A 16,769-nucleotide genomic window follows, 5' to 3' on the forward strand; every position below is an offset into this window, starting at 1 on the left:
GACCGGAGCGCCACGCCGTCCGCCGAAGCGCCGCCAACGCCGCACGGTGCCGCGCGGCGTCAGCCGAAGCGTCAGCGGCGTCGGGCGGAGCGTCGCGCGGCGTCGGCGGCGCCGATCCTGAGACCGGATAGTTCCTTCACCAGCTTGCGCTCCATCGCCGCCTGGAAGTCGTCGAAGCCGAGCGCGGTCTCGACGAAGGCATCCGGACCGCGGATCACTTCCGTGGCGAACCAGGCGGTCAGTTCGGCGATGCCGGGCTCGCCGCCCTCATCGGAATGGACCCCGATCACCAGAGCATTCACGGTCGCCGGCGGCATCCGCTCGGGCAGGCGCAGGTCGCGCGGCTGCGTCCCGGAATTGTTGAGCCCGTCGCCGGTCAGGTCGAGGACCGCCCGCCAGCAGTCCGGGCGCTGGGCGAGCAGGCGGTCGCCATAGGCCAGCGCCGCACCGACGCCGGTGGCGGGGGAACGCGGGACGCGGTTCGTCGCCGCGATCGTCGCCGCGACGCTCTCCAGCGTGGCGGCATCGCGGATCTCGGTCCAGGGCAGGATCAGACGCTGGTCGGCGCTGCCCGACCAGTCGTAGACCGCAAGCGCGACCGGCGTCTCGGGGGCCTCGAGCAGAAGTGCCCGCACCGGCGCGGCGCGGATCGCGGCGGCGAGGCCGCGGACCTGGAGCAGGAATTCCCGCGCGTCGACCGAGCCCGAGACGTCGAGGCCGATTGCCAGCGCCTGGCGGCATCCCGCCTCGGCTGCGGGCGCTAAGCTGCAGAGGACGGCGAGGGCGAGCGCGCGGATCACCGGTCAGCCTCCGACGTCCGGTCGCGGGTGGTCGAGCGTCATGGTGATTTCAGGCGCGCCAAGCTCGCGTTCGAGCTTGCGCCGCATCGCCCGCTCGAAGTCGCGAAAATCGTCCGCGATCTCGACGAAGGCACCGGGACCATGCAGCACCTCGTCGTGGTAGTAGGCCGCGATGTCGGGTTCGGCGCCAAGGATCGCGAGGCCGTTGACCGTGACGCCGTCGAACGGGAACTCGCGATAGGCGGTTCGGGGCGGGTAGCTGTGGTTGTTCCTGCCGTCGCCCGAGATGTCGAGCGTGTGGCGCGCGCAGTCCGGCGCGCGGCGCAGGAGGATCGAGCCGAAGCCGAGCGCCTGGCCGAGCGCCGTGGGATAAATCGTGTCGCCGTAGGGGGCGGTGACGATCCTGTCGGCGGCCCGCACGAGATCCGTGCGGGTCCGGGCCGGCGTCCAGTCGACGAGAACCTGCTCGGGGCGCCTCGCGCTCCATTCGTAGACGGCGATCGCCACCCAGTAGTCGCCGGAGGCGAAGAACAGGCGCTCGACCGAAGGCGAGAGCAGCGCCCGCGCCAGGCCTTCGCGCTGCAGCCGGTATTCGCCCGCGTCGATCGAGGCGGAAATGTCGAGACCGAGCGCGAGGCCGAGCCTGCAACCTGAGACCGCCGGGCCCGCCGATCCGGCCAGTGCGAGCGCCGCGACGATCATTGCGGGTGCCTTCATCGCGGTCCTCCTTTCACGACCATCCGCGCCGCGGTCTCATGGCGCGGCGGGCCCGGCCATGCCGATCACCGGGCCCTCGAGTTCGCGCAGCAGCTTGAGCCGCATCGCGCGTTCGAAATCCGCGAAGTTCTTCGCCTCGATGACGAAAGCGCCCGGCCCGCGGATCAGGTCGCGCCGGTAATAATTCGCCATCTCTCGGTCGCTGCTGCCGATCGCAAGCCCGTTCACCGTGATCCGCTCGAACGGGAAGGCGTCGTAGGCGCTGTCGGGTGGGAAGCCCTCGTTGTTGCGGCCGTCGCCGGAGACGTCGATCTTCCGGCTGTCGCACTCCGGACCCTCGCGGAACAGTCCGGAGGCGAAGCCGAGCGCGTAGCCGAGCGCGGTCGGCATGTCGTTGCGGCCGCGCTTGCTGGTGCCAATGGCGGTGGCGGCGGCGGCGAGGTCTTCGGGCGTTTCGATCAGCCGCCAGTCGAGCAGCATGTCCTGCTGGTAGCGCCCGCTCCATTCGAAGGCGGTGAGCGCCACGGGCCGGTCGGGAATGGCGAGAAAGGCCGCCTCGATCTCGGGCAGCCGCAACACCCGCGCGAGGCCCTGGCGCTGCAACCCGTCCTCGATCGTGTCGACCGACGCCGAGACGTCGAGCGCGAGCACGAGCGCAAGCCGGCAGCCGGCCTCGGCCGGCGCCGCCAGCGCGATCAGCGCGGAGGCAAGCCGGAGACTCACCAGTGTCCGATATTGGCCATGCTCGCCCAGGGCTCCTGGGGCGGCAGGGCCTTGCCGGCCTGCAGAAGCTCGACCGAGACGTTGTCGGGCGAGCGCACGAAGGCCATGTGCCCGTCGCGCGGCGGCCGGTTGATCGTCACCCCGTTGGCCTGCAGATGGGCGCAGAGCGCGTAGATGTCGTCGGTCTCGTAGGCGAGATGGCCGAAATGGCGGCTGTCGGAGGGGAGAGCGTCGTCGCCGTCCCAGTTCCAGGTCAGCTCCAGCGGGCAGTCGGGCTGGCCTGGCGGTGCCATGAATACAAGCGTGAAACGCCCGCCCTCGTTGTCCCAGCGCCGGGTCTCTTCGAGCCCGAGCAGCCGGTAGAACGCCATCGAGGCGTCGAGGTCCTTCACCCGCACCATTGTATGGAGATATTTCAATGCCATGGACCCCTCCCGGACTGTTCTTCCAACAGCCTAGCAGCGCCCCCGTTTCGGGCCAAGCGCCGCGCGCGGGCCCGGGCAGGGCCTGTTTTTCATCGAACGCTTCTATCGTAGTGACGACCCGCCCGGACCATAGATATAGTGGTCGCGATTCGAATGCGGAGGAGAGCGCCATGACCCTGACCCCCGAACAGCAGGCCGAGATCGACGAGGCCCGCGCCGCCCAGCGTCCGACCCTGCGCGCGGTCGCGCCGGGCATGGAGCAGCATCTCTACATGGCCCATCACGTCCTCGACCACGGCCATGTCCGGGTCATCGACTACATGGGCGACGACAGCGCCATCACCCAGGCGGCGCGCGTGAGCTACGGCAGGGGCACCAAGCATGTCACGAACGACGAGGGGCTGATCCGCTACCTGATGCGGCACTGGCACTCGACGCCGTTCGAGATGTGCGAGGTCAAGTTCCACGTCAAGCTGCCGGTCTTCGTCGCCCGCCAGTGGATCCGCCACCGCACCGCCAACGTGAACGAGTATTCGGCGCGCTACTCGATCCTCGACCGCGAGTTCTACATCCCGGCCCCGGAGCATCTGGCGGCGCAGTCCACGGTGAACAATCAGGGCCGCGGCGAGCTGCTTGAGGGCGAGGAGGCGCAGCGCGTCCTTGACCTTTTGCGCGAGGACGCGATGCGCAGCTACGACCACTACGAGGCGATGCTGAGCCAGGACGGCCAGAAGGGCCTCGCGCGCGAGTTGGCGCGGATGAACCTGCCGGCGAATGTCTATACCCAGTGGTACTGGAAGACCGACCTGCACAACCTCTTCCACTTCCTGCGGCTCAGGGCGGACGCGCATGCGCAATACGAGATCCGCGCCTATGCCGAGGTCATGTGCGGCATCGTCAAGGACTGGGTGCCGATCGCCTACGGCGCGTTCCGCGACTACCGGATGGGGGGCGCGAACATTTCGGCCAAGGGGGTCGATGTGCTGAAGCGCCGGCTTCGCGGCGAGATCGTGACGCAGGTCGACTCGGGCATGTCCGCGGGGGAATGGCGCGAGTTCGAGGCGCTGTGGGGATAAGGCTCGGCTGAGCCCGGCCCGCCTTCGGCGCGGGCCGGGGGCTGGTCCGCAGACCGTCACGCATCGGTCCAGACGGGCCGATTGCGGCCGGGCAGCGCCCGCCGTTCACTCCGCCAGCGCGGGCACTCCGGCCGTTTCGGCCTCAAGCGGACCGTCGGGCCAGTGGACCGAGACGATGAAGGCCGCCGGTCCGGCGGTGGCGGCGAGCTTGGCCAGCGTCGGCGGCGTGTCGAAGATCAGATCCTCCACCGCGCGGCCGTCATGGGTGACGCGGACCCGGATGAGACGCACGCTCATTCTGCCGCCAGCATCAGGCGGATGCGCTCCCTCAGGGGTTTGCGGCGCATCGCGATCGACACGACATAGGCGCCGCCGCCGACCCGGGCGCTGATTTCGCCGATGGTCGGGGTCACGTCGAAGAACTCCTCGCGCATCGTGGTGCCGTCGGTGGTCACGGTCACGCAGCAACGCGAGATCGAGCCTAGCGCCCGGCGCCTCCCGGCGCGTGCGGTTTCGTTGAGCCTCCGGCCTGCCTCGCTCGACAGCCGGTCGATCAGTTGATTGCTAACAGTCATCTGCCCCCCTTTGCGCGGCGCCGTTGAGGCTGCTCCGCTGCGCTGCTCGGTCACTGCTCGTGGTTCTCAACTCCAGAACTCGGACTACCGTACCTAGTGTCTTTACTGCTAAATATTCTCGAAATGTTGCGCAATAGAGACAAATGTTTCCAGTTCGGAGACGTCGGACTTCCGCCGACGATGCTCGGATTTCCGCCGATCGGGCGCGGTTACGGAGGGGAAGGAGGCGGAATCTTGCTGATGGCTTGCCAGGCTACGCGGGCATCGACTATCCGGGCCCGGGCAAGCGCGCGAATCCGGGAGGCCCGAGCCGATGATCCTGTATGGAATTGCCAGCTGCGACAGTTGCCGCAAGGCGCGGCGGGCGCTCGATTCGGCGGGCCATGCGGTCACCTTCCGGGATATCCGCGCCGAGTCGCTGACCGTGGCGGAGCTGGAGCGGTTCCTCGCGGCCTTCGGCGACCGCCTGGTCAACCGCGCCTCGGCGACCTGGCGGGCGCTTGACGAGGTAAGCCGCGCGGCGCCCTTGGCGGAGCTCATCGCGGCGCATCCAACCGTGATGAAACGGCCGGTGATCGACAGCGGCGCGGCGCTGCACCTTGGCTGGGGCAAGGACGTGCAGGCAGCGCTTCTGTCATGAAAACGGCCCGCCGGAGGCGGGCCGCAGGTGTCACGGATGCCGTCGGATCAGAGCAGCTTCAGGTCCGCCGCAGAGGCGCGGCCGTCGCGGCCGGACTGCATTTCGTAGGCAACTTTCTGATTGTCGGCGAGCGTCTTCAGGCCCGCGCGCTCGACGGCGGAGATATGGACGAAAACGTCCTTGCCGCCATCGTCCGGGGCGATGAATCCGTACCCCTTGGTAGTATTGAACCATTTAACGGTGCCAGTGGCCATCCGTTCCTCCTCAGTCATTGTTCCCGGGCGCCATTGCCCAAGGCCGTGCAGCCAGGTCTTTCGAATCTTCCGGCTGCCCCGTGACGAGGGAGCGGTAGGAAAGTCTGCGGTCACGCCGAGGAAATGATGAGGTATTTCCGCCAAAAATCAAGGCATTTGAAGAAGGTGCGGATTCAGCGGCGGTTGCGGGCCAGCAGGCGGTCGAGCGACAGGGGACCGGCGCCCATCAGGACCAGCGGCAGGAGCAGCATGATCCAGAGCGCCCGCTGGTCGAGTATGAGCGCGCCCGGGGTCGCGTCGAACCAGCGGCCGAGATCGTCGCCGCCGACGCCGTGGCCGACGATGTCGGTGAGGCTCTGGACGAGAACGAAGCCAATCATGCCGAGGCTGGCGAGCCGGGTGAGGAGGCCGAGAACGATTAGGAGCGGCAGGAGCAGCTCGGCCCAGGTCCCTGCGAGCGTCACCGCCCAGTGAAAGGGACCGAGCTGCGAGAAGTCGTAGCCGGCGGCCTCGACCGCCTTGGGGAAGATCTGGATATAGGCGCCGTCCGAGGGTCGGAAGAGGCCGGTGATCCCCTCGCCGACCTTGGTGCGGGCGGAGTTCCAGTAATAAATGAGCAGGACCCCGGCGAAGACGAACCGCGCGAGCGTCGGCAGCGTGGCGGGGGCAAGGCGGCTGAGGTGGTCCGCGAGGCGGTCATAGGCGGCAAACACGGGGGGTCACTCTCCTGTACTGATGCCGACGATCGCACTCCCGCCGAGCAGGAGGCCGAGGGTCGCGGTGAGATCGAACGCGCCGGCGGCGTCGAGGGCCTCGCCGACAGTCCGGCCTTCTGCCAGCGCGGCGACGAAGGGGGCGGCGCCGGCGGGAAGGAGAAGCGGTTCGGGGTCGAAATCGGGGCGGACGATGAGCACGTCCTCGGCCGTGGCCTGTTTGGGGGCGGTGCCGTTGCGGGCATTGGCCGTCCAGATCGCGTGGATCGGCCAGCGGGAGCGGAGGAGCCGGACGGAAGGGGCGAGCCGGAGCCGGGCTGCGACGAAGGCGTCGGGAGTGAGGGTCTGCAACGCCTCGGCCGCGACCGGCGCGGCGTCGGCGGCGTGGTAGGACTGGCGCAGCGCAAGCTCGAGCCGGGCGATGTCGGGCAGGTAGCCGAGATGCGCGACCGGGGGGAAGGTCTCGAGGAAGGCGGGCATCGCCGCGCCGTAGAACATCATCAGCGGGGAAGCGGGCGGATGGGCGCGCAGATGCTCGCGCGCCATCGCGGTGAAGAACTCCTCGCCGACGAGCTTGCGGATGACCGGGAAGGCCTGGCGCAGCGCCTCGGTCAGCGAGACGGTGACATTGTTGCGGTAGACGTCGAAGCGGCGCCCGGCGGGCTGGCCGGCGGGGCCGGTGAGGCCCTCCGGTGCGGGCCGGCTGGGGTCGAGGAGGGCGGCGCGGAACTCCGACTGGCTCATGCCGGCACCCCGTCGAGGATGCGGGCGGCGCGGGCGGCCTCTTCGGCCAGCACCGGCCAGTCGGGGACGTCGTTGTCCCATTCGATCAGCGTCGGCTTCGCGCCCCCCCTGGCGAGGGTCCGGGCATAGAGCTGCCAGACCGGGTCCACGACCTCGGAGCCGTGCGCGTCGATGAGGAGCGGCGCGCCGGCGTCGTCGGCATCCTCGTCATGGCCGCCGAGATGGATCTCGCCCACGAGATCATGGGGAAAGCGGTCGATGTAGTCGCCGGGGTCGGTCTGCCGGTTGGTGCAGGAGACATAGACATTGTTCACGTCGAGCAGCAGGCCGCAGCCGGTGCGCTTCGCGATCTCGGTCAAAAAGTCGATCTCGTCGAGATTTGTCTCGGTGAAATTCACATAGACCGAGGGGTTTTCGAGGAGCATGCGGCGGCCGACGTGATCCTGCACCTCGTCGATATGGGCGCAGACGCGGGCCAGCGTGGCCTCCGTATAGGGCAGCGGCAGGAGGTCGTTGAGGAACTCGGCGCCGTGGGTGGACCAGGCGAGGTGTTCGGAGAAGCTCGCCGGGTCGAGCCAGCCGCAGAGCTGCTTCAGCCGGGCGAGGTGGTCGCGGTCAAGAGCGGCCTCGCCGCCGATCGAGAGGCCGACGCCGTGGACGGAAATCGGGAAGCGTTCGGCGAGGTGGCGGAGCTGCGCGAGGGGGCGGCCGCCGTCGCCCATGTAGTTTTCTGCATGGATTTCGAGCCATTCGACTGGAGTCGGATCGGCGAGAATGCTGGAAAAGTGCTGGGGCTTGTAACCGACGCCGGGCCGGGCCGGAAGCCTGCGCTTGGCGGTTTGGTCTAGCATGCCGTCCCCCGTTGGTCAGGACAGCATCCCCGGCGAGGCCGGGGATGCCGGAGGCGATCCTCAGCCCTGCGGCAGGTCGCGGTCGAGCGCCTCGAGCGAGCCCATGCGGCCGTCGGGCAGTTCCATCGTGGCGCAGGTGCCGGCCGGGACGAGCTTCCAGGAGTTGCCCTGGTAGTCGACCTTCGAGGTGCCGGCGCAGGTCGTGCCCGGACCCGCGGCGCAGTCGTTCTGGCCGGCCAGCGCCACGCCGAAACACTTTTCCTTGGCCTCCTGGGCCGCGGCCGGCGTGGCCATGTGCCCGGCAAGGGCTGCGGCGAGGCTGCCGGCGACGGCGAGGGTCTTCACGGAATGAGACATGGTTGTATCCCTTGTTGCGGTTGCTTGGGTCGTCGTGTCGACAGGAGGGACCGTAGCCGCAGCTTCGGTCACTGACCACTCACGAAGGCGTGGCCCACAGGTGCGTGAAAAGCTGAAACATCAAGCTGCCCGGCCGGTTCGGCCGGTGCGGAGGCCCCGCCCTTGTGGGCGGAGCCTGTCAGAACGCCTTTATTTCCGGGCGAGGCCGTCGGGCGGCGTCGCGTCGCCGGCGAGCGCCGCGACCGCTTCGGCGAGGCCGGCGGTTTCGGTCCGGGTCTCGCCGAGGCGGCGGATTGAAACAGTCCGCTCGGCGACTTCCTTCATGCCGACCGCGAGTATCACGGGAACCTTGCCGACCGAATGCTCGCGGACCTTGTAGTTGATCTTCTCGTTGCGGGTGTCGGCCTCGGCGCGGAGCCCGGCATCGCGAAGCGCAGCCACGACCTCGTGGACGTAGTCGTCGGCATCCGAGACGATCGAGGCGACGACGACCTGCCGGGGCGCGAGCCAGAACGGCAGCTTGCCGGCGTAGTTCTCGATCAGGATGCCGAGGAACCGCTCGAAGCTGCCGAGGATCGCGCGGTGCAGCATCACCGGGCGGTGCTTGGCGCCGTCCTCGCCGACATATTCCGCGCCGAGACGGACCGGCAGGTTGAAATCGGCCTGGAAGGTGCCGCACTGCCATTCCCGCCCGATCGCGTCGGTGAGCTTGAAGTCGAGCTTCGGCCCGTAGAAGGCGCCTTCGCCGGGGTCGATGACATAGTCGTTGCGGACCTTCCTGACCGCGCTTTCGAGCGCCGCCTCGGCCTTGTCCCAGATCTCGTCGGAGCCCACGCGGACCTCGGGCCGGGTCGAGAGCTTGATGTCGAACTTGGTGAAGCCGAGATCGGCGTATACCGAGGACAGAAGGTCGATGAAGCCCGCGCATTCGGCCTCGATCTGGTCCTCGGTGCAGAAGATGTGGGCGTCATCCTGGACGAAACCGCGCACCCGCATGAGGCCGTGCATCGAGCCCGAGGATTCGTAGCGGTGGCAGGAGCCGAACTCGGCGAGGCGGAGCGGCAGGTCGCGGTAGGACTTGAGGCCCTGGTTGTAGACCTGGACGTGGCAGGGGCAGTTCATCGGCTTCAGCGCGTTGATGCGCTTTTCCTTGGCGCCTTCCTCGTCGACCTCGACGATGAACATGTTCTCGCGGTAGGCCTCCCAGTGGCCCGAGCGTTCCCAGAGCACGCGGTCCACGACCTGCGGCGTCTTGATCTCCTTGTAGCCGGCGCGGTCGAGGCGGCGGCGCATGTAGTCCTGCAGCGCCGAGTAGACGGTCCAGCCGTTCGGGTGCCAGAACACCATGCCCGGCGCCTCTTCCTGCATGTGGAAGAGCTCCATCTCGCGGCCGAGTTTGCGGTGGTCGCGCTTGGCGGCCTCCTCGAGCATCGTCAGATGGGCCTTGAGGTCGTCGCGGTTCTTGAAGCCGACGCCGTAGATGCGCTGGAGCTGCTTCTTGGTGTGATCGCCGCGCCAGTAGGCGCCGGCGACCGACATCAGCTTGAACGCGTCGGCCGGGAGCTGGCCGGTATGCTGGAGATGGGGCCCCCGGCAGAGGTCCTGCCAGTGGCCGTGCCAGTACATGCGCAAGGGCTCGTCGCCGGGGATCGCCTCGATCAGCTCGACCTTGAAGGGCTCGTTCTTGGCGACGTAGTGGGCGATGGCGCGGCTGCGGTCCCAGACCTCGGTTTTCACCGGGTCGCGTTCGGCGATTATGGCGCGCATCTCCTTCTCGATGGCGCCGAGATCCTCGGGCGTGAACGGCTCCTCGCGGTCGAAGTCGTAGTACCAGCCGTTCTCGACCACCGGGCCGATCGTGACCTTCACCTCGGGCCAGAGCTTCTGCACGGCGCGGGCCATGACATGGGCGAAGTCGTGGCGGATGAGTTCGAGCGCCTGGGCGTCGTCCTTCATCGTGTATATGGCGATCTGGCTGTCGGCCTCGATCGGCCACTGGAGATCCCAGTGCCGGCCGTCGACGCAAGCCGAGATTGCCGCCTTGGCGAGCGAGGGGGCGATCGACTGCGCCACTTCGGTGGCGGTCACGCCTTTCGCGTAGTCGCGTTTGTTGCCATCGGGGAATGTCAGGGAAATCTGGGTCATCGGCCCATGCTCCTCGTCGGTTTGGCGCCCACGGAACGCCCGGTTGCGGGTTATGTGGCGTCTCTATTCCCAATCGGGGCGCGGAAGTCAACGGCCGGGGGTTCCACCCCCGGACCCCCGGGGGTATTTGGGACAATGAAGAATGTGGGGGTGTTCATGAGCGAGTTTCTGACGACACCGGAGGGGCGGCGGATCGCCTATGACCGGATCGGGGGCAGGACGCCGGGGGTGGTGTTCCTCGGCGGGTTCAAGTCCGACAAGGAGGGCACCAAGGCGCTGGCGCTCGAGGCTTGGGCGAAGGCGGCGGGACGGGCGTTTCTCCGGCTCGACTATTCCGGGCACGGGCAGTCGTCGGGCGAGTTTCTCGACGGCGCGATCGGCGACTGGTTCGAGGACGCGCGTGCGGCGATCACCGCACTGACCGAGGGGCCGCAGGTGCTGGTCGGCTCGTCGATGGGGGGCTGGATCGCGCTTCTGATGGCGCGGGAGATGCCGGAGAAGGTCGCCGGCCTCGTGACGATCGCGGCGGCGCCGGACTTCACCGAGGACGGGATGTGGGGCGCCTTCAGCGAGGATCAGCGGCGGGAGCTGATGGAGGCGGGCCGGGTCGCGCTGCCGTCGGACTATTCCGACGAGCCCTACATCATCACGCGGCGGCTGATCGAGGAGGGGCGCGGCCGGCTGGTGCTGCGGCGCCCGCTCGACCTGCCGTTCCCGGTGCGGATGCTGCAGGGCACGGAGGATGCCGACGTGCCTTTGGCGGTGGCGGTGCGGCTCATCGAGCATGTGATGGGCCCGGATATCCGGCTCATCGTGGTGAAGGGCGCTGACCACCGGTTCTCGACTCCCGACTGCCTGAAGCTGATCGAGCTGTCGGTCGTGAAGGTGCTCGCGCGGCTGGAGGGCGGCGCCGGCTAGGCGCCGCCGGAAGGCTCAGACCGCGCGGATCTCCGGCTTGCCGGTGCGGCGACGGTTCGGCAGGCCGGAATTCTCGTCGAAGAAGTCGAGCACCAGCGGCCGGATGTTGTTGCGCCAGGACTTGCCGGCGAAGATGCCGTAATGGCCGGCGCCGGGCTCGACATGGAAGGCTTTCTTCGAATCGGGCAGGCCGGTGCAGAGGTCGAGCGCCGCGCGGCACTGGCCGGGGGCGGAGATGTCGTCCTCCTCGCCCTCGATCGTGTGGACCGCGACATCGGTGATTCGGCCGATGTCGACGCGCTGACCGGCGACCGTGAAGATGTTCTGGGCGATCTCCCGTTTCTTGAAGACGCGCTCGACCGTGGAGAGGTAGAACTCCGCCGTCATGTCCATGACCGAGAGGTACTCGTCGTAGAAGCGGTTGTGGGCGTCGCGCTCCTTCGCCTCGCCCTTGGCGGCGCGCAGGATCTGGTCGGAGAAGGCCTTGGTGTGGCGGTCGAGATTCATCGAGATGAAGGAGGCGAGTTGCAGCAGGCCCGGGTAGACCAGCCGCCCGGCGCCGGCATATTTGAAGCCGACGCGCTGGATCGCCAAGTGTTCGAGCTGACCCATCGTCAGGCGGCGGCCGAAGTCGGTGACCTCGGTCGGGGCGGCGTCGGGGTCGATCGGGCCGCCGATCAGCGTGAGCGTGCGGGGCTGCGCCTTAGGCTCGGCCTCGGCGAGGTAGGCGGTCGCGGCGAGCGTGATCGGAGCCGGCTGGCAGACCGCGACGACATGGATGTCGGGGCCGAGATGGCGCATGAATTCAACGAGATAGAGGGTGTAGTCCTCGATGTCGAACTTGCCGGCGGAGACCGGAATGTCACGCGCGTTGATCCAGTCGGTAACGTAGACGTCGCAATCGGGCAGGAGGCTGAGCACGGTGGAGCGCAGGAGGGTCGCATAATGGCCGGACATCGGCGCTACCAGGAGCACCCGGCGCGGCATCGGATCGCGGCCCATGACCTTGAAGTGGATGAGGTCACCGAAGGGGCGCGAGACCACGGTCTCGACATCCACCAGATGGTCGCGGCCGTCGCTGCCGACCACGGTGCGGATGCCCCAGTCGGGCTTGATTACCATGCGCGCGAAGCTGCGTTCGGTGACGCGGCCCCAGGCGGAGAGCACCTTGAACATCGGATGCGGCACGAGCCCCCAGATCGGGTAGGAGGACATTGCCCGGGCCGAGGCACCCAACCACTCGTTGGTGTTCCTGGTGCTTTCCATCAGGTCGTAAGAAAACATTCCCTTCATCGCATCTCCTGTCCCGGTCGCTCTGGCGATAACGCCGCTTTTCCTGCGCGCGCAGCAACGCTATGCTGCAGTGCAACAGAGTAGGGAGGAAAGGTTGACATGACAACTGAACTTGAGGCCGCCCCTGAAAATCTTGAAAAACTCAGTGCAAATCTGGCACGGGTCGAGGAACTGACGCAGCGCCTCATCCAGGCGATGGCACAGAAGCGGATGCCCAATCCGGCGGTCGAGGCGCCCGGTCACACGCTTTTCGCCCATGCCGTCACCGCCTACTGGAAAGAGGCGCTGGAAAACCCCGGCAAGCTGATCGAGCAGCAGGCCGCACTCTGGGGCAAGACGCTGAAGCATTATATCGACGCGCAGCAGGCGCTCGCCACAGGCAAGTTCACCGCGCCCGAGGATGCCGGCCCGACCGACCGGCGCTTTTCCAACCCGCTCTGGAAGACCCATCCCTATTTCAACTTCGTCAAGCAGCAGTATTTCCGCAACGTCGCGGCGATGGAGCAGGCGCTGGCGAATATCGACGACCTTGAGCCGCACGAGCGCAAGCGTGTCGAGCATTTCGCGCATCAGATGATGGACATGATGGCGCCGACGAACTTCCTCGGCACCAATCCCGATGCGCTCGAACGCGCGGTGGAGACCGAGGGCGAGAGCCTCGTGAAGGGGCTCGAGAACCTTGTCCGCGACATCGAGGCGAACAAGGGCGACCTCCTGGTCCGGCTCGCCGATCCGGACGCCTTCACGCTTGGCGAGAACGTCGCCGCGACCGAGGGCGCGGTGGTGTATCGCAACCGCATGATGGAGCTCATCCAGTACAAGGCGACGACCGAAGATGTCCACGCGACGCCGGTGGTGATCTTCCCGCCCTGGATCAACAAGTTCTACATCATGGACCTCAAGCCCTCGAACTCGCTGATCAAGTATATCGTCGATCAGGGCTACACGCTCTTCGTCGTGAGCTGGAAGAACCCCGACAAGAGCTATGCCGATGTCGGGCTAGACCAGTATGTGGAGGAGGGCTTCATCGCCGCGATCGAGGAGGCCAAGAAGATCACCGGCGAGAAACAGGTCAACGCGGTCGGCTACTGCATCGCCGGCACCACGCTGACCATGACCCAGGCGGTGCTCACCAAGCGCGGCGACACGTCGGTGAAGTCGGCGACCTTCTTCACGACGCTCACCGATTTCTCCGATCCCGGCGAGGTCTCGGTCTTCCTAGACGACGATTTCATCGACGGCATCGAGGGGCAGGTCGCAAAGGACGGTTATCTCGACAAGTATTTCATGGCGCGGACCTTCTCGTTCCTGCGCTCGAACGACCTCGTTTATGCACCGGCGATCCGCAACTACATGATGGGCGAAGCGCCGCCCGCCTTCGATCTTCTGTTCTGGAACGGCGACGGCACCAACCTGCCGGCAAAGATGGCGGTCGAGTACCTGCGCTGGATCTGCCAGGCCAACCATCTCGCCGACGGGAAGATCAGGATCTGCGGCGAGACGATCGGGCTCACGGACGTCACGATCCCGCTCTTCGCGGTGGCCTGCGAGGCCGACCATATCGCGCCGTGGAAGGGGTCGTTCAACGGCGTCCGGCAGTACGGGTCGAAGGACAAGACCTTCGTGGTGTCGCAATCGGGCCATATCGCGGGGATCATCAATCCGCCCGGTAAGGACAAGTACGGCCATTACACCAACGAGGCCGAGATGACGACCGCCGACGAGTGGCTGAAGTCGGCAACCTTCCACAAGGGCAGCTGGTGGCCGCGTTGGGAAGAGTGGCTGCGGGCGCGGGCCGGCACGAAGGTTCCGGCGCGCGCTCTGGGCGATTCGGCGCATCCGGTGTTGGCTCCGGCGCCGGGAAATTATGTGGCTGAAGTTCCAAGTATCTGAAATAGAAGCGGAAAAACTTTTTTCTGCACTGCAGCGAAAAACCTTGAAATGCTGCGGTGCAGAACGTATCTTCCTTGCATACGCAGAACGGGCTGACGCCCTTGCCAGGAGATACACAGATGCAGAAGACCCAGGACTTCACCAAAGTCATGCAGGACATGGCTTCCTCCGTTCCCTTCGACGCGAAAGCGTTCCAGGACACGTTCAAGACCTCGGCCGTTCTCGGTGAGAAAGTGGCGAAAGTCGCTCTCGAAGCCGCCGAGAAGTCGAACGAGATTTCCTCGAAGTGGACCAAGGACACGATCGCCAAGTTCGGCGCCCTCGCCAAGGTCAAGGACGAGCCGACCGATTACTCCAAAGCGATGACCGACTTCGCGTCGGCCGCTGCCGAGATGGCCGCCGAAAACCTCGCCGCCTTCGCCGAAGTCGCGAAGAAGGCCCAGATGGAAACCGTCGAGCTGATGCTCGCCGCCGGCAAGGACTTCTCCGAGGACGCGACCGCCGCGGTGAAGAAAGCCCAGGCGGAAGTCACGACCGCCGCGAAGAAGGCCGCGGCAGCCGCGACCTCGAAGTAAGTAGCGAGTGCGAGATTAACGGTCTCCTTACTCCTCCCTGTCGGTGAGACCGAAACTGGGCGGGCCTCGTGCCCGCCCTTTTCTTTTTTCGTTCTTTTTGTTGTCTTTTCTGCCGCGCGGCTTAATCTCGCTGCAACGCCAAAAAAAGACGATCCCGGGAGGATGGCCGATGGCCGAAGACGCCAAGCCGCTGCTGATCAAACGCTATGCCAGCCGGCGGCTCTACAACACGGAAACGAGCGACTACGTCACGCTTGAGGATATCGCCGCCTTCATCCGCGACGGGCGCGAAGTGCAGATCGTCGACCTGAAGTCGGGCGACGACCTGACCCGGCAGTATCTCCTGCAGATCATCGCTGAGCACGAGAGCCGCGGCGAGAGCGTGCTGCCGATCGACGTGCTGACCGATCTCGTCCGCAGCTACACGACGAGTGCGCAGAGCGTGGTGCCGCAGTTTCTCGCCGCCTCCTTCGAGATGCTGCGCGAGGGCCAGTCGAAGATGCTGGAAAACCTCTCGACCTTCCCCAACCCGATGTCGTCGATGCCGGGCTTCGAGGCATTGCAGCGCCAGCAGCAGGCCTTCCTGCGCTCGATGATGGGCGGCTTGGCGCCTGCGAGGGAATCCGAGGCCGAGGAGAAGCCGAAGGGCAAGGCGAAGGGCAAGGACGAGGAAGACCTCGAGGCGATCAAGAAGCAGCTTGCCGAGCTGCAGTCGAAGCTCTCCAGGCTCTGACGCCGCGCCGGAGGAGGCCTCCGGCGGGGGTATTTTGGCAATGAAGAAGGATCAGGCGCGTCTGATCTCGTCGACCGCAGCGAGCAGGCCGTCGGCGATCACGTCGAGCTCGGCGCGGGTGAGCCGCGTCGGCAGGCGCACGTCGCAGGCCCGCATCAGCATCGCGCGGGTCTTCGGCAGGTCGGGCGGCGTGCCGAGGAACTGCCAGTTCCAGAAGGCGCGGGCATTGTCCTTCGAGAGCCCGAAGACCTGGACCGAGACGCCGCGGCGCAGGGCGGCGTCCTGGAAGGCGCGCGCCTCGTCGTCGGTGGCGAAGCCGTTCAGGTTGAACTGCAGCGAATCCGGGGCGCGTTCCTCCTGGGGCAGGGCGGGCGGCACCGCGATCCAGGGCGAGGCGTTGAGGCGCTCCGCGACGTGGTCGTGATTGGCGCGGCCGGCGGCGACGCGGGCGGCGATCTCGGGGATCTGCGGCCGGATCACGGCGGCCGAGAGGTTCTGCATCCGCATGTTGTACAAGGGCAGCCGGTTCTGCCAGCGCATGAAACCGGTCTGCAGGCCGGGGTGTTTCTTCCAGTTGTGCTCGTAGGCGCCCGACATGATCACCGCTCGGGCGGCAAGCTCGGGGTCGTCGGTGATCAACATGCCGCCCTCGCCGGCATTGACGAGCTTGTAGGACTGGAACGAGAAGCAGCCGATCCGGCCAATCGTGCCGATCTTGCGGCCCGCCCAGAGCGTGCCGAGCGAATGGGCGGCATCCTCCACCACCGGCAGGCCGCGAGCCTCGGCCTCGATCATGATCGCGTCCATGTCGGAAGTATGGCCGCGCATGTGGCTGATGAGCACCGCGTCGGCGCCGTCGAGCTTGGCGCGGAAATCGTCGAGGTCGATGCGGAGGTCGCGGCCGACCTCGACGAGGACCGGCTCGCAGTCGGCATGGACGACGGCGGAGGGCACCGCGGCGAAGGTGAAGGCGGGGATCACGACGCGCGCGCCGCGCGGCAGGTCGAGCGCCTTCAGCGCGAGGAAGAGTGCCGCCGAGCAGGAGGAGACCGCGAGCGCGTAGCGCACCCCCATATGGGCGGCGAACTCGGCTTCGAGGAGCGCCACCGGCGCGCCTTCGGGCGCGGTGTAGCGGAAGAGGTCGCCACTCGCGAGCAGCCGCTCGATCTCGGCCCGCGCGGCCTCGGGGATCGGTTCGGCCTGGTGGACGTCGGGGGTCCGGGTCGGCTGGGGTGCCAGGGTGGCGGTGGACATGGTTCACCTTTTTGAAATCGCCGGTTTCAAAAATCCATATCTGTCCGATGTGGAAAAGACCACAGGCCGCCCGGGGGCGGCCT

The 16,769-nt window shown here is 67.0% G+C and carries 20 protein-coding genes; 6 read left to right on the forward strand and 14 right to left on the reverse strand.

What is annotated here, in order from left to right:
- Positions 1-71: 71 nt before the first annotated feature.
- From OEZ60_RS06370 to OEZ60_RS06385, 4 genes are read right to left on the reverse strand one after another with little or no spacing between them, the layout of a single operon-like run.
- Positions 72-800, reverse strand: a complete 729-nt coding sequence (locus tag OEZ60_RS06370) for a DUF1194 domain-containing protein (RefSeq protein ID WP_263334317.1) — start codon at positions 798-800, stop codon at positions 72-74.
- 3 nt (positions 801-803) lie between these two features.
- Complete coding sequence (locus OEZ60_RS06375; RefSeq protein WP_263334318.1) at positions 804-1,517, reverse strand: DUF1194 domain-containing protein; 714 nt, start codon at positions 1,515-1,517, stop codon at positions 804-806.
- Between the two features lie 36 nt (positions 1,518-1,553).
- Positions 1,554-2,240: a DUF1194 domain-containing protein gene (locus OEZ60_RS06380; RefSeq protein WP_317852822.1), complete on the reverse strand. Its 687-nt coding sequence runs from the start codon at positions 2,238-2,240 to the stop codon at positions 1,554-1,556.
- Positions 2,237-2,665 carry a VOC family protein gene (locus tag OEZ60_RS06385; RefSeq protein ID WP_263334320.1) on the reverse strand — a complete coding sequence of 143 codons (429 nt, stop codon included), beginning with the start codon at positions 2,663-2,665 and terminating at the stop codon, positions 2,237-2,239. The genes OEZ60_RS06380 and OEZ60_RS06385 overlap by 4 nt, the downstream gene beginning before the upstream one ends.
- Before the next feature lie 170 nt (positions 2,666-2,835).
- Between OEZ60_RS06385 and thyX the strand changes: the two genes are divergently transcribed.
- Positions 2,836-3,741 carry an FAD-dependent thymidylate synthase gene (gene thyX / locus OEZ60_RS06390; RefSeq protein WP_263334322.1) on the forward strand — a complete coding sequence of 302 codons (906 nt, stop codon included), beginning with the start codon at positions 2,836-2,838 and terminating at the stop codon, positions 3,739-3,741.
- A gap of 105 nt (positions 3,742-3,846) precedes the next feature.
- On the opposite strand, the gene OEZ60_RS06395 is transcribed toward thyX, so the two are convergent.
- Together OEZ60_RS06395 and OEZ60_RS06400 are read right to left on the reverse strand one after the other, a co-directional pair.
- Positions 3,847-4,038, reverse strand: a complete 192-nt coding sequence (locus OEZ60_RS06395) for a hypothetical protein (protein ID WP_263334324.1) — start codon at positions 4,036-4,038, stop codon at positions 3,847-3,849.
- Entirely contained in the window at positions 4,035-4,316 is a 282-nt protein-coding gene (locus OEZ60_RS06400; protein WP_263334326.1) for a hypothetical protein, read from the reverse strand. The genes OEZ60_RS06395 and OEZ60_RS06400 overlap by 4 nt, the downstream gene beginning before the upstream one ends.
- A gap of 313 nt (positions 4,317-4,629) precedes the next feature.
- Between OEZ60_RS06400 and OEZ60_RS06405 the strand changes: the two genes are divergently transcribed.
- Positions 4,630-4,956, forward strand: coding sequence for an arsenate reductase family protein (locus OEZ60_RS06405; RefSeq protein WP_263334327.1), 327 nt, complete (start codon positions 4,630-4,632; stop codon positions 4,954-4,956).
- Between the two features lie 47 nt (positions 4,957-5,003).
- Here OEZ60_RS06405 and OEZ60_RS06410 read toward each other — a convergent pair whose 3' ends face one another.
- From OEZ60_RS06410 to thrS, 6 genes are all read right to left on the reverse strand, one after another.
- Positions 5,004-5,210 carry a cold-shock protein gene (locus OEZ60_RS06410; RefSeq protein ID WP_263334329.1) on the reverse strand — a complete coding sequence of 69 codons (207 nt, stop codon included), beginning with the start codon at positions 5,208-5,210 and terminating at the stop codon, positions 5,004-5,006.
- A 173-nt stretch (positions 5,211-5,383) separates the two neighbouring features.
- The gene (locus OEZ60_RS06415) at positions 5,384-5,923 is read right to left on the reverse strand and encodes a DoxX family membrane protein (RefSeq protein ID WP_263334331.1); all 540 of its coding nucleotides are present in this window, start codon (positions 5,921-5,923) and stop codon (positions 5,384-5,386) included.
- Between the two features lie 6 nt (positions 5,924-5,929).
- Complete coding sequence (locus OEZ60_RS06420; protein ID WP_263334333.1) at positions 5,930-6,667, reverse strand: HvfC/BufC N-terminal domain-containing protein; 738 nt, start codon at positions 6,665-6,667, stop codon at positions 5,930-5,932.
- Complete coding sequence (gene bufB / locus OEZ60_RS06425) at positions 6,664-7,518, reverse strand: MNIO family bufferin maturase (protein WP_263334334.1); 855 nt, start codon at positions 7,516-7,518, stop codon at positions 6,664-6,666. The genes OEZ60_RS06420 and bufB overlap by 4 nt, the downstream gene beginning before the upstream one ends.
- A gap of 60 nt (positions 7,519-7,578) precedes the next feature.
- Positions 7,579-7,875, reverse strand: a complete 297-nt coding sequence (locus tag OEZ60_RS06430) for a BufA1 family periplasmic bufferin-type metallophore (protein WP_263334336.1) — start codon at positions 7,873-7,875, stop codon at positions 7,579-7,581.
- Positions 7,876-8,064: 189 nt separating this feature from the next.
- Complete coding sequence (gene thrS / locus OEZ60_RS06435) at positions 8,065-10,020, reverse strand: threonine--tRNA ligase (protein WP_263334338.1); 1,956 nt, start codon at positions 10,018-10,020, stop codon at positions 8,065-8,067.
- 156 nt (positions 10,021-10,176) lie between these two features.
- Between thrS and OEZ60_RS06440 the strand changes: the two genes are divergently transcribed.
- Positions 10,177-10,938: an alpha/beta hydrolase gene (locus OEZ60_RS06440; RefSeq protein WP_263334340.1), complete on the forward strand. Its 762-nt coding sequence runs from the start codon at positions 10,177-10,179 to the stop codon at positions 10,936-10,938.
- A 15-nt stretch (positions 10,939-10,953) separates the two neighbouring features.
- Here the strand turns inward: OEZ60_RS06440 and phaZ are convergent, their stop codons facing one another.
- Positions 10,954-12,231, reverse strand: a complete 1,278-nt coding sequence (gene phaZ, locus OEZ60_RS06445; protein ID WP_263334343.1) for a polyhydroxyalkanoate depolymerase — start codon at positions 12,229-12,231, stop codon at positions 10,954-10,956.
- A gap of 99 nt (positions 12,232-12,330) precedes the next feature.
- Here phaZ and OEZ60_RS06450 point away from each other — a divergent pair, with 99 nt between their 5' ends.
- The 3 genes from OEZ60_RS06450 to phaR all read left to right on the forward strand — a co-directional run bounded on the left by OEZ60_RS06450 (position 12,331) and on the right by phaR (position 15,432).
- Entirely contained in the window at positions 12,331-14,124 is a 1,794-nt protein-coding gene (locus tag OEZ60_RS06450) for a PHA/PHB synthase family protein (RefSeq protein WP_263334344.1), read from the forward strand.
- A gap of 119 nt (positions 14,125-14,243) precedes the next feature.
- On the forward strand, positions 14,244-14,699 hold the full coding sequence (locus tag OEZ60_RS06455) for a phasin family protein (RefSeq protein ID WP_263334346.1): 456 nt from the start codon (positions 14,244-14,246) through the stop codon (positions 14,697-14,699).
- A 169-nt stretch (positions 14,700-14,868) separates the two neighbouring features.
- Complete coding sequence (gene phaR, locus OEZ60_RS06460) at positions 14,869-15,432, forward strand: polyhydroxyalkanoate synthesis repressor PhaR (protein ID WP_263334348.1); 564 nt, start codon at positions 14,869-14,871, stop codon at positions 15,430-15,432.
- A 51-nt stretch (positions 15,433-15,483) separates the two neighbouring features.
- Here phaR and OEZ60_RS06465 read toward each other — a convergent pair whose 3' ends face one another.
- Positions 15,484-16,686 carry a DegT/DnrJ/EryC1/StrS family aminotransferase gene (locus OEZ60_RS06465; RefSeq protein ID WP_263334350.1) on the reverse strand — a complete coding sequence of 401 codons (1,203 nt, stop codon included), beginning with the start codon at positions 16,684-16,686 and terminating at the stop codon, positions 15,484-15,486.
- Positions 16,687-16,769 lie beyond the last annotated feature (83 nt).

This window comes from Albidovulum salinarum (assembly GCF_025673475.1).
GTDB classification, from domain to species: domain Bacteria; phylum Pseudomonadota; class Alphaproteobacteria; order Rhodobacterales; family Rhodobacteraceae; genus Albidovulum; species Albidovulum salinarum.

Coding starts and splice junctions, on each gene's coding strand:
- OEZ60_RS06375 (WP_263334318.1), bottom strand. CDS start 1,517: ATGAAGGCACCCGCAATGATCGTCGCGGCGCTCGCACTGGCCGGATCG.
- OEZ60_RS06385 (WP_263334320.1), bottom strand. CDS start 2,665: ATGGCATTGAAATATCTCCATACAATGGTGCGGGTGAAGGACCTCGAC.
- thyX (WP_263334322.1), top strand. CDS start 2,836: ATGACCCTGACCCCCGAACAGCAGGCCGAGATCGACGAGGCCCGCGCC.
- OEZ60_RS06395 (WP_263334324.1), bottom strand. CDS start 4,038: ATGAGCGTGCGTCTCATCCGGGTCCGCGTCACCCATGACGGCCGCGCG.
- OEZ60_RS06400 (WP_263334326.1), bottom strand. CDS start 4,316: ATGACTGTTAGCAATCAACTGATCGACCGGCTGTCGAGCGAGGCAGGC.
- OEZ60_RS06405 (WP_263334327.1), top strand. CDS start 4,630: ATGATCCTGTATGGAATTGCCAGCTGCGACAGTTGCCGCAAGGCGCGG.
- OEZ60_RS06410 (WP_263334329.1), bottom strand. CDS start 5,210: ATGGCCACTGGCACCGTTAAATGGTTCAATACTACCAAGGGGTACGGA.
- OEZ60_RS06420 (WP_263334333.1), bottom strand. CDS start 6,667: ATGAGCCAGTCGGAGTTCCGCGCCGCCCTCCTCGACCCCAGCCGGCCC.
- bufB (WP_263334334.1), bottom strand. CDS start 7,518: ATGCTAGACCAAACCGCCAAGCGCAGGCTTCCGGCCCGGCCCGGCGTC.
- OEZ60_RS06430 (WP_263334336.1), bottom strand. CDS start 7,875: ATGTCTCATTCCGTGAAGACCCTCGCCGTCGCCGGCAGCCTCGCCGCA.
- thrS (WP_263334338.1), bottom strand. CDS start 10,020: ATGACCCAGATTTCCCTGACATTCCCCGATGGCAACAAACGCGACTAC.
- OEZ60_RS06440 (WP_263334340.1), top strand. CDS start 10,177: ATGAGCGAGTTTCTGACGACACCGGAGGGGCGGCGGATCGCCTATGAC.
- phaZ (WP_263334343.1), bottom strand. CDS start 12,231: ATGAAGGGAATGTTTTCTTACGACCTGATGGAAAGCACCAGGAACACC.
- OEZ60_RS06450 (WP_263334344.1), top strand. CDS start 12,331: ATGACAACTGAACTTGAGGCCGCCCCTGAAAATCTTGAAAAACTCAGT.
- OEZ60_RS06455 (WP_263334346.1), top strand. CDS start 14,244: ATGCAGAAGACCCAGGACTTCACCAAAGTCATGCAGGACATGGCTTCC.
- phaR (WP_263334348.1), top strand. CDS start 14,869: ATGGCCGAAGACGCCAAGCCGCTGCTGATCAAACGCTATGCCAGCCGG.
- OEZ60_RS06465 (WP_263334350.1), bottom strand. CDS start 16,686: ATGTCCACCGCCACCCTGGCACCCCAGCCGACCCGGACCCCCGACGTC.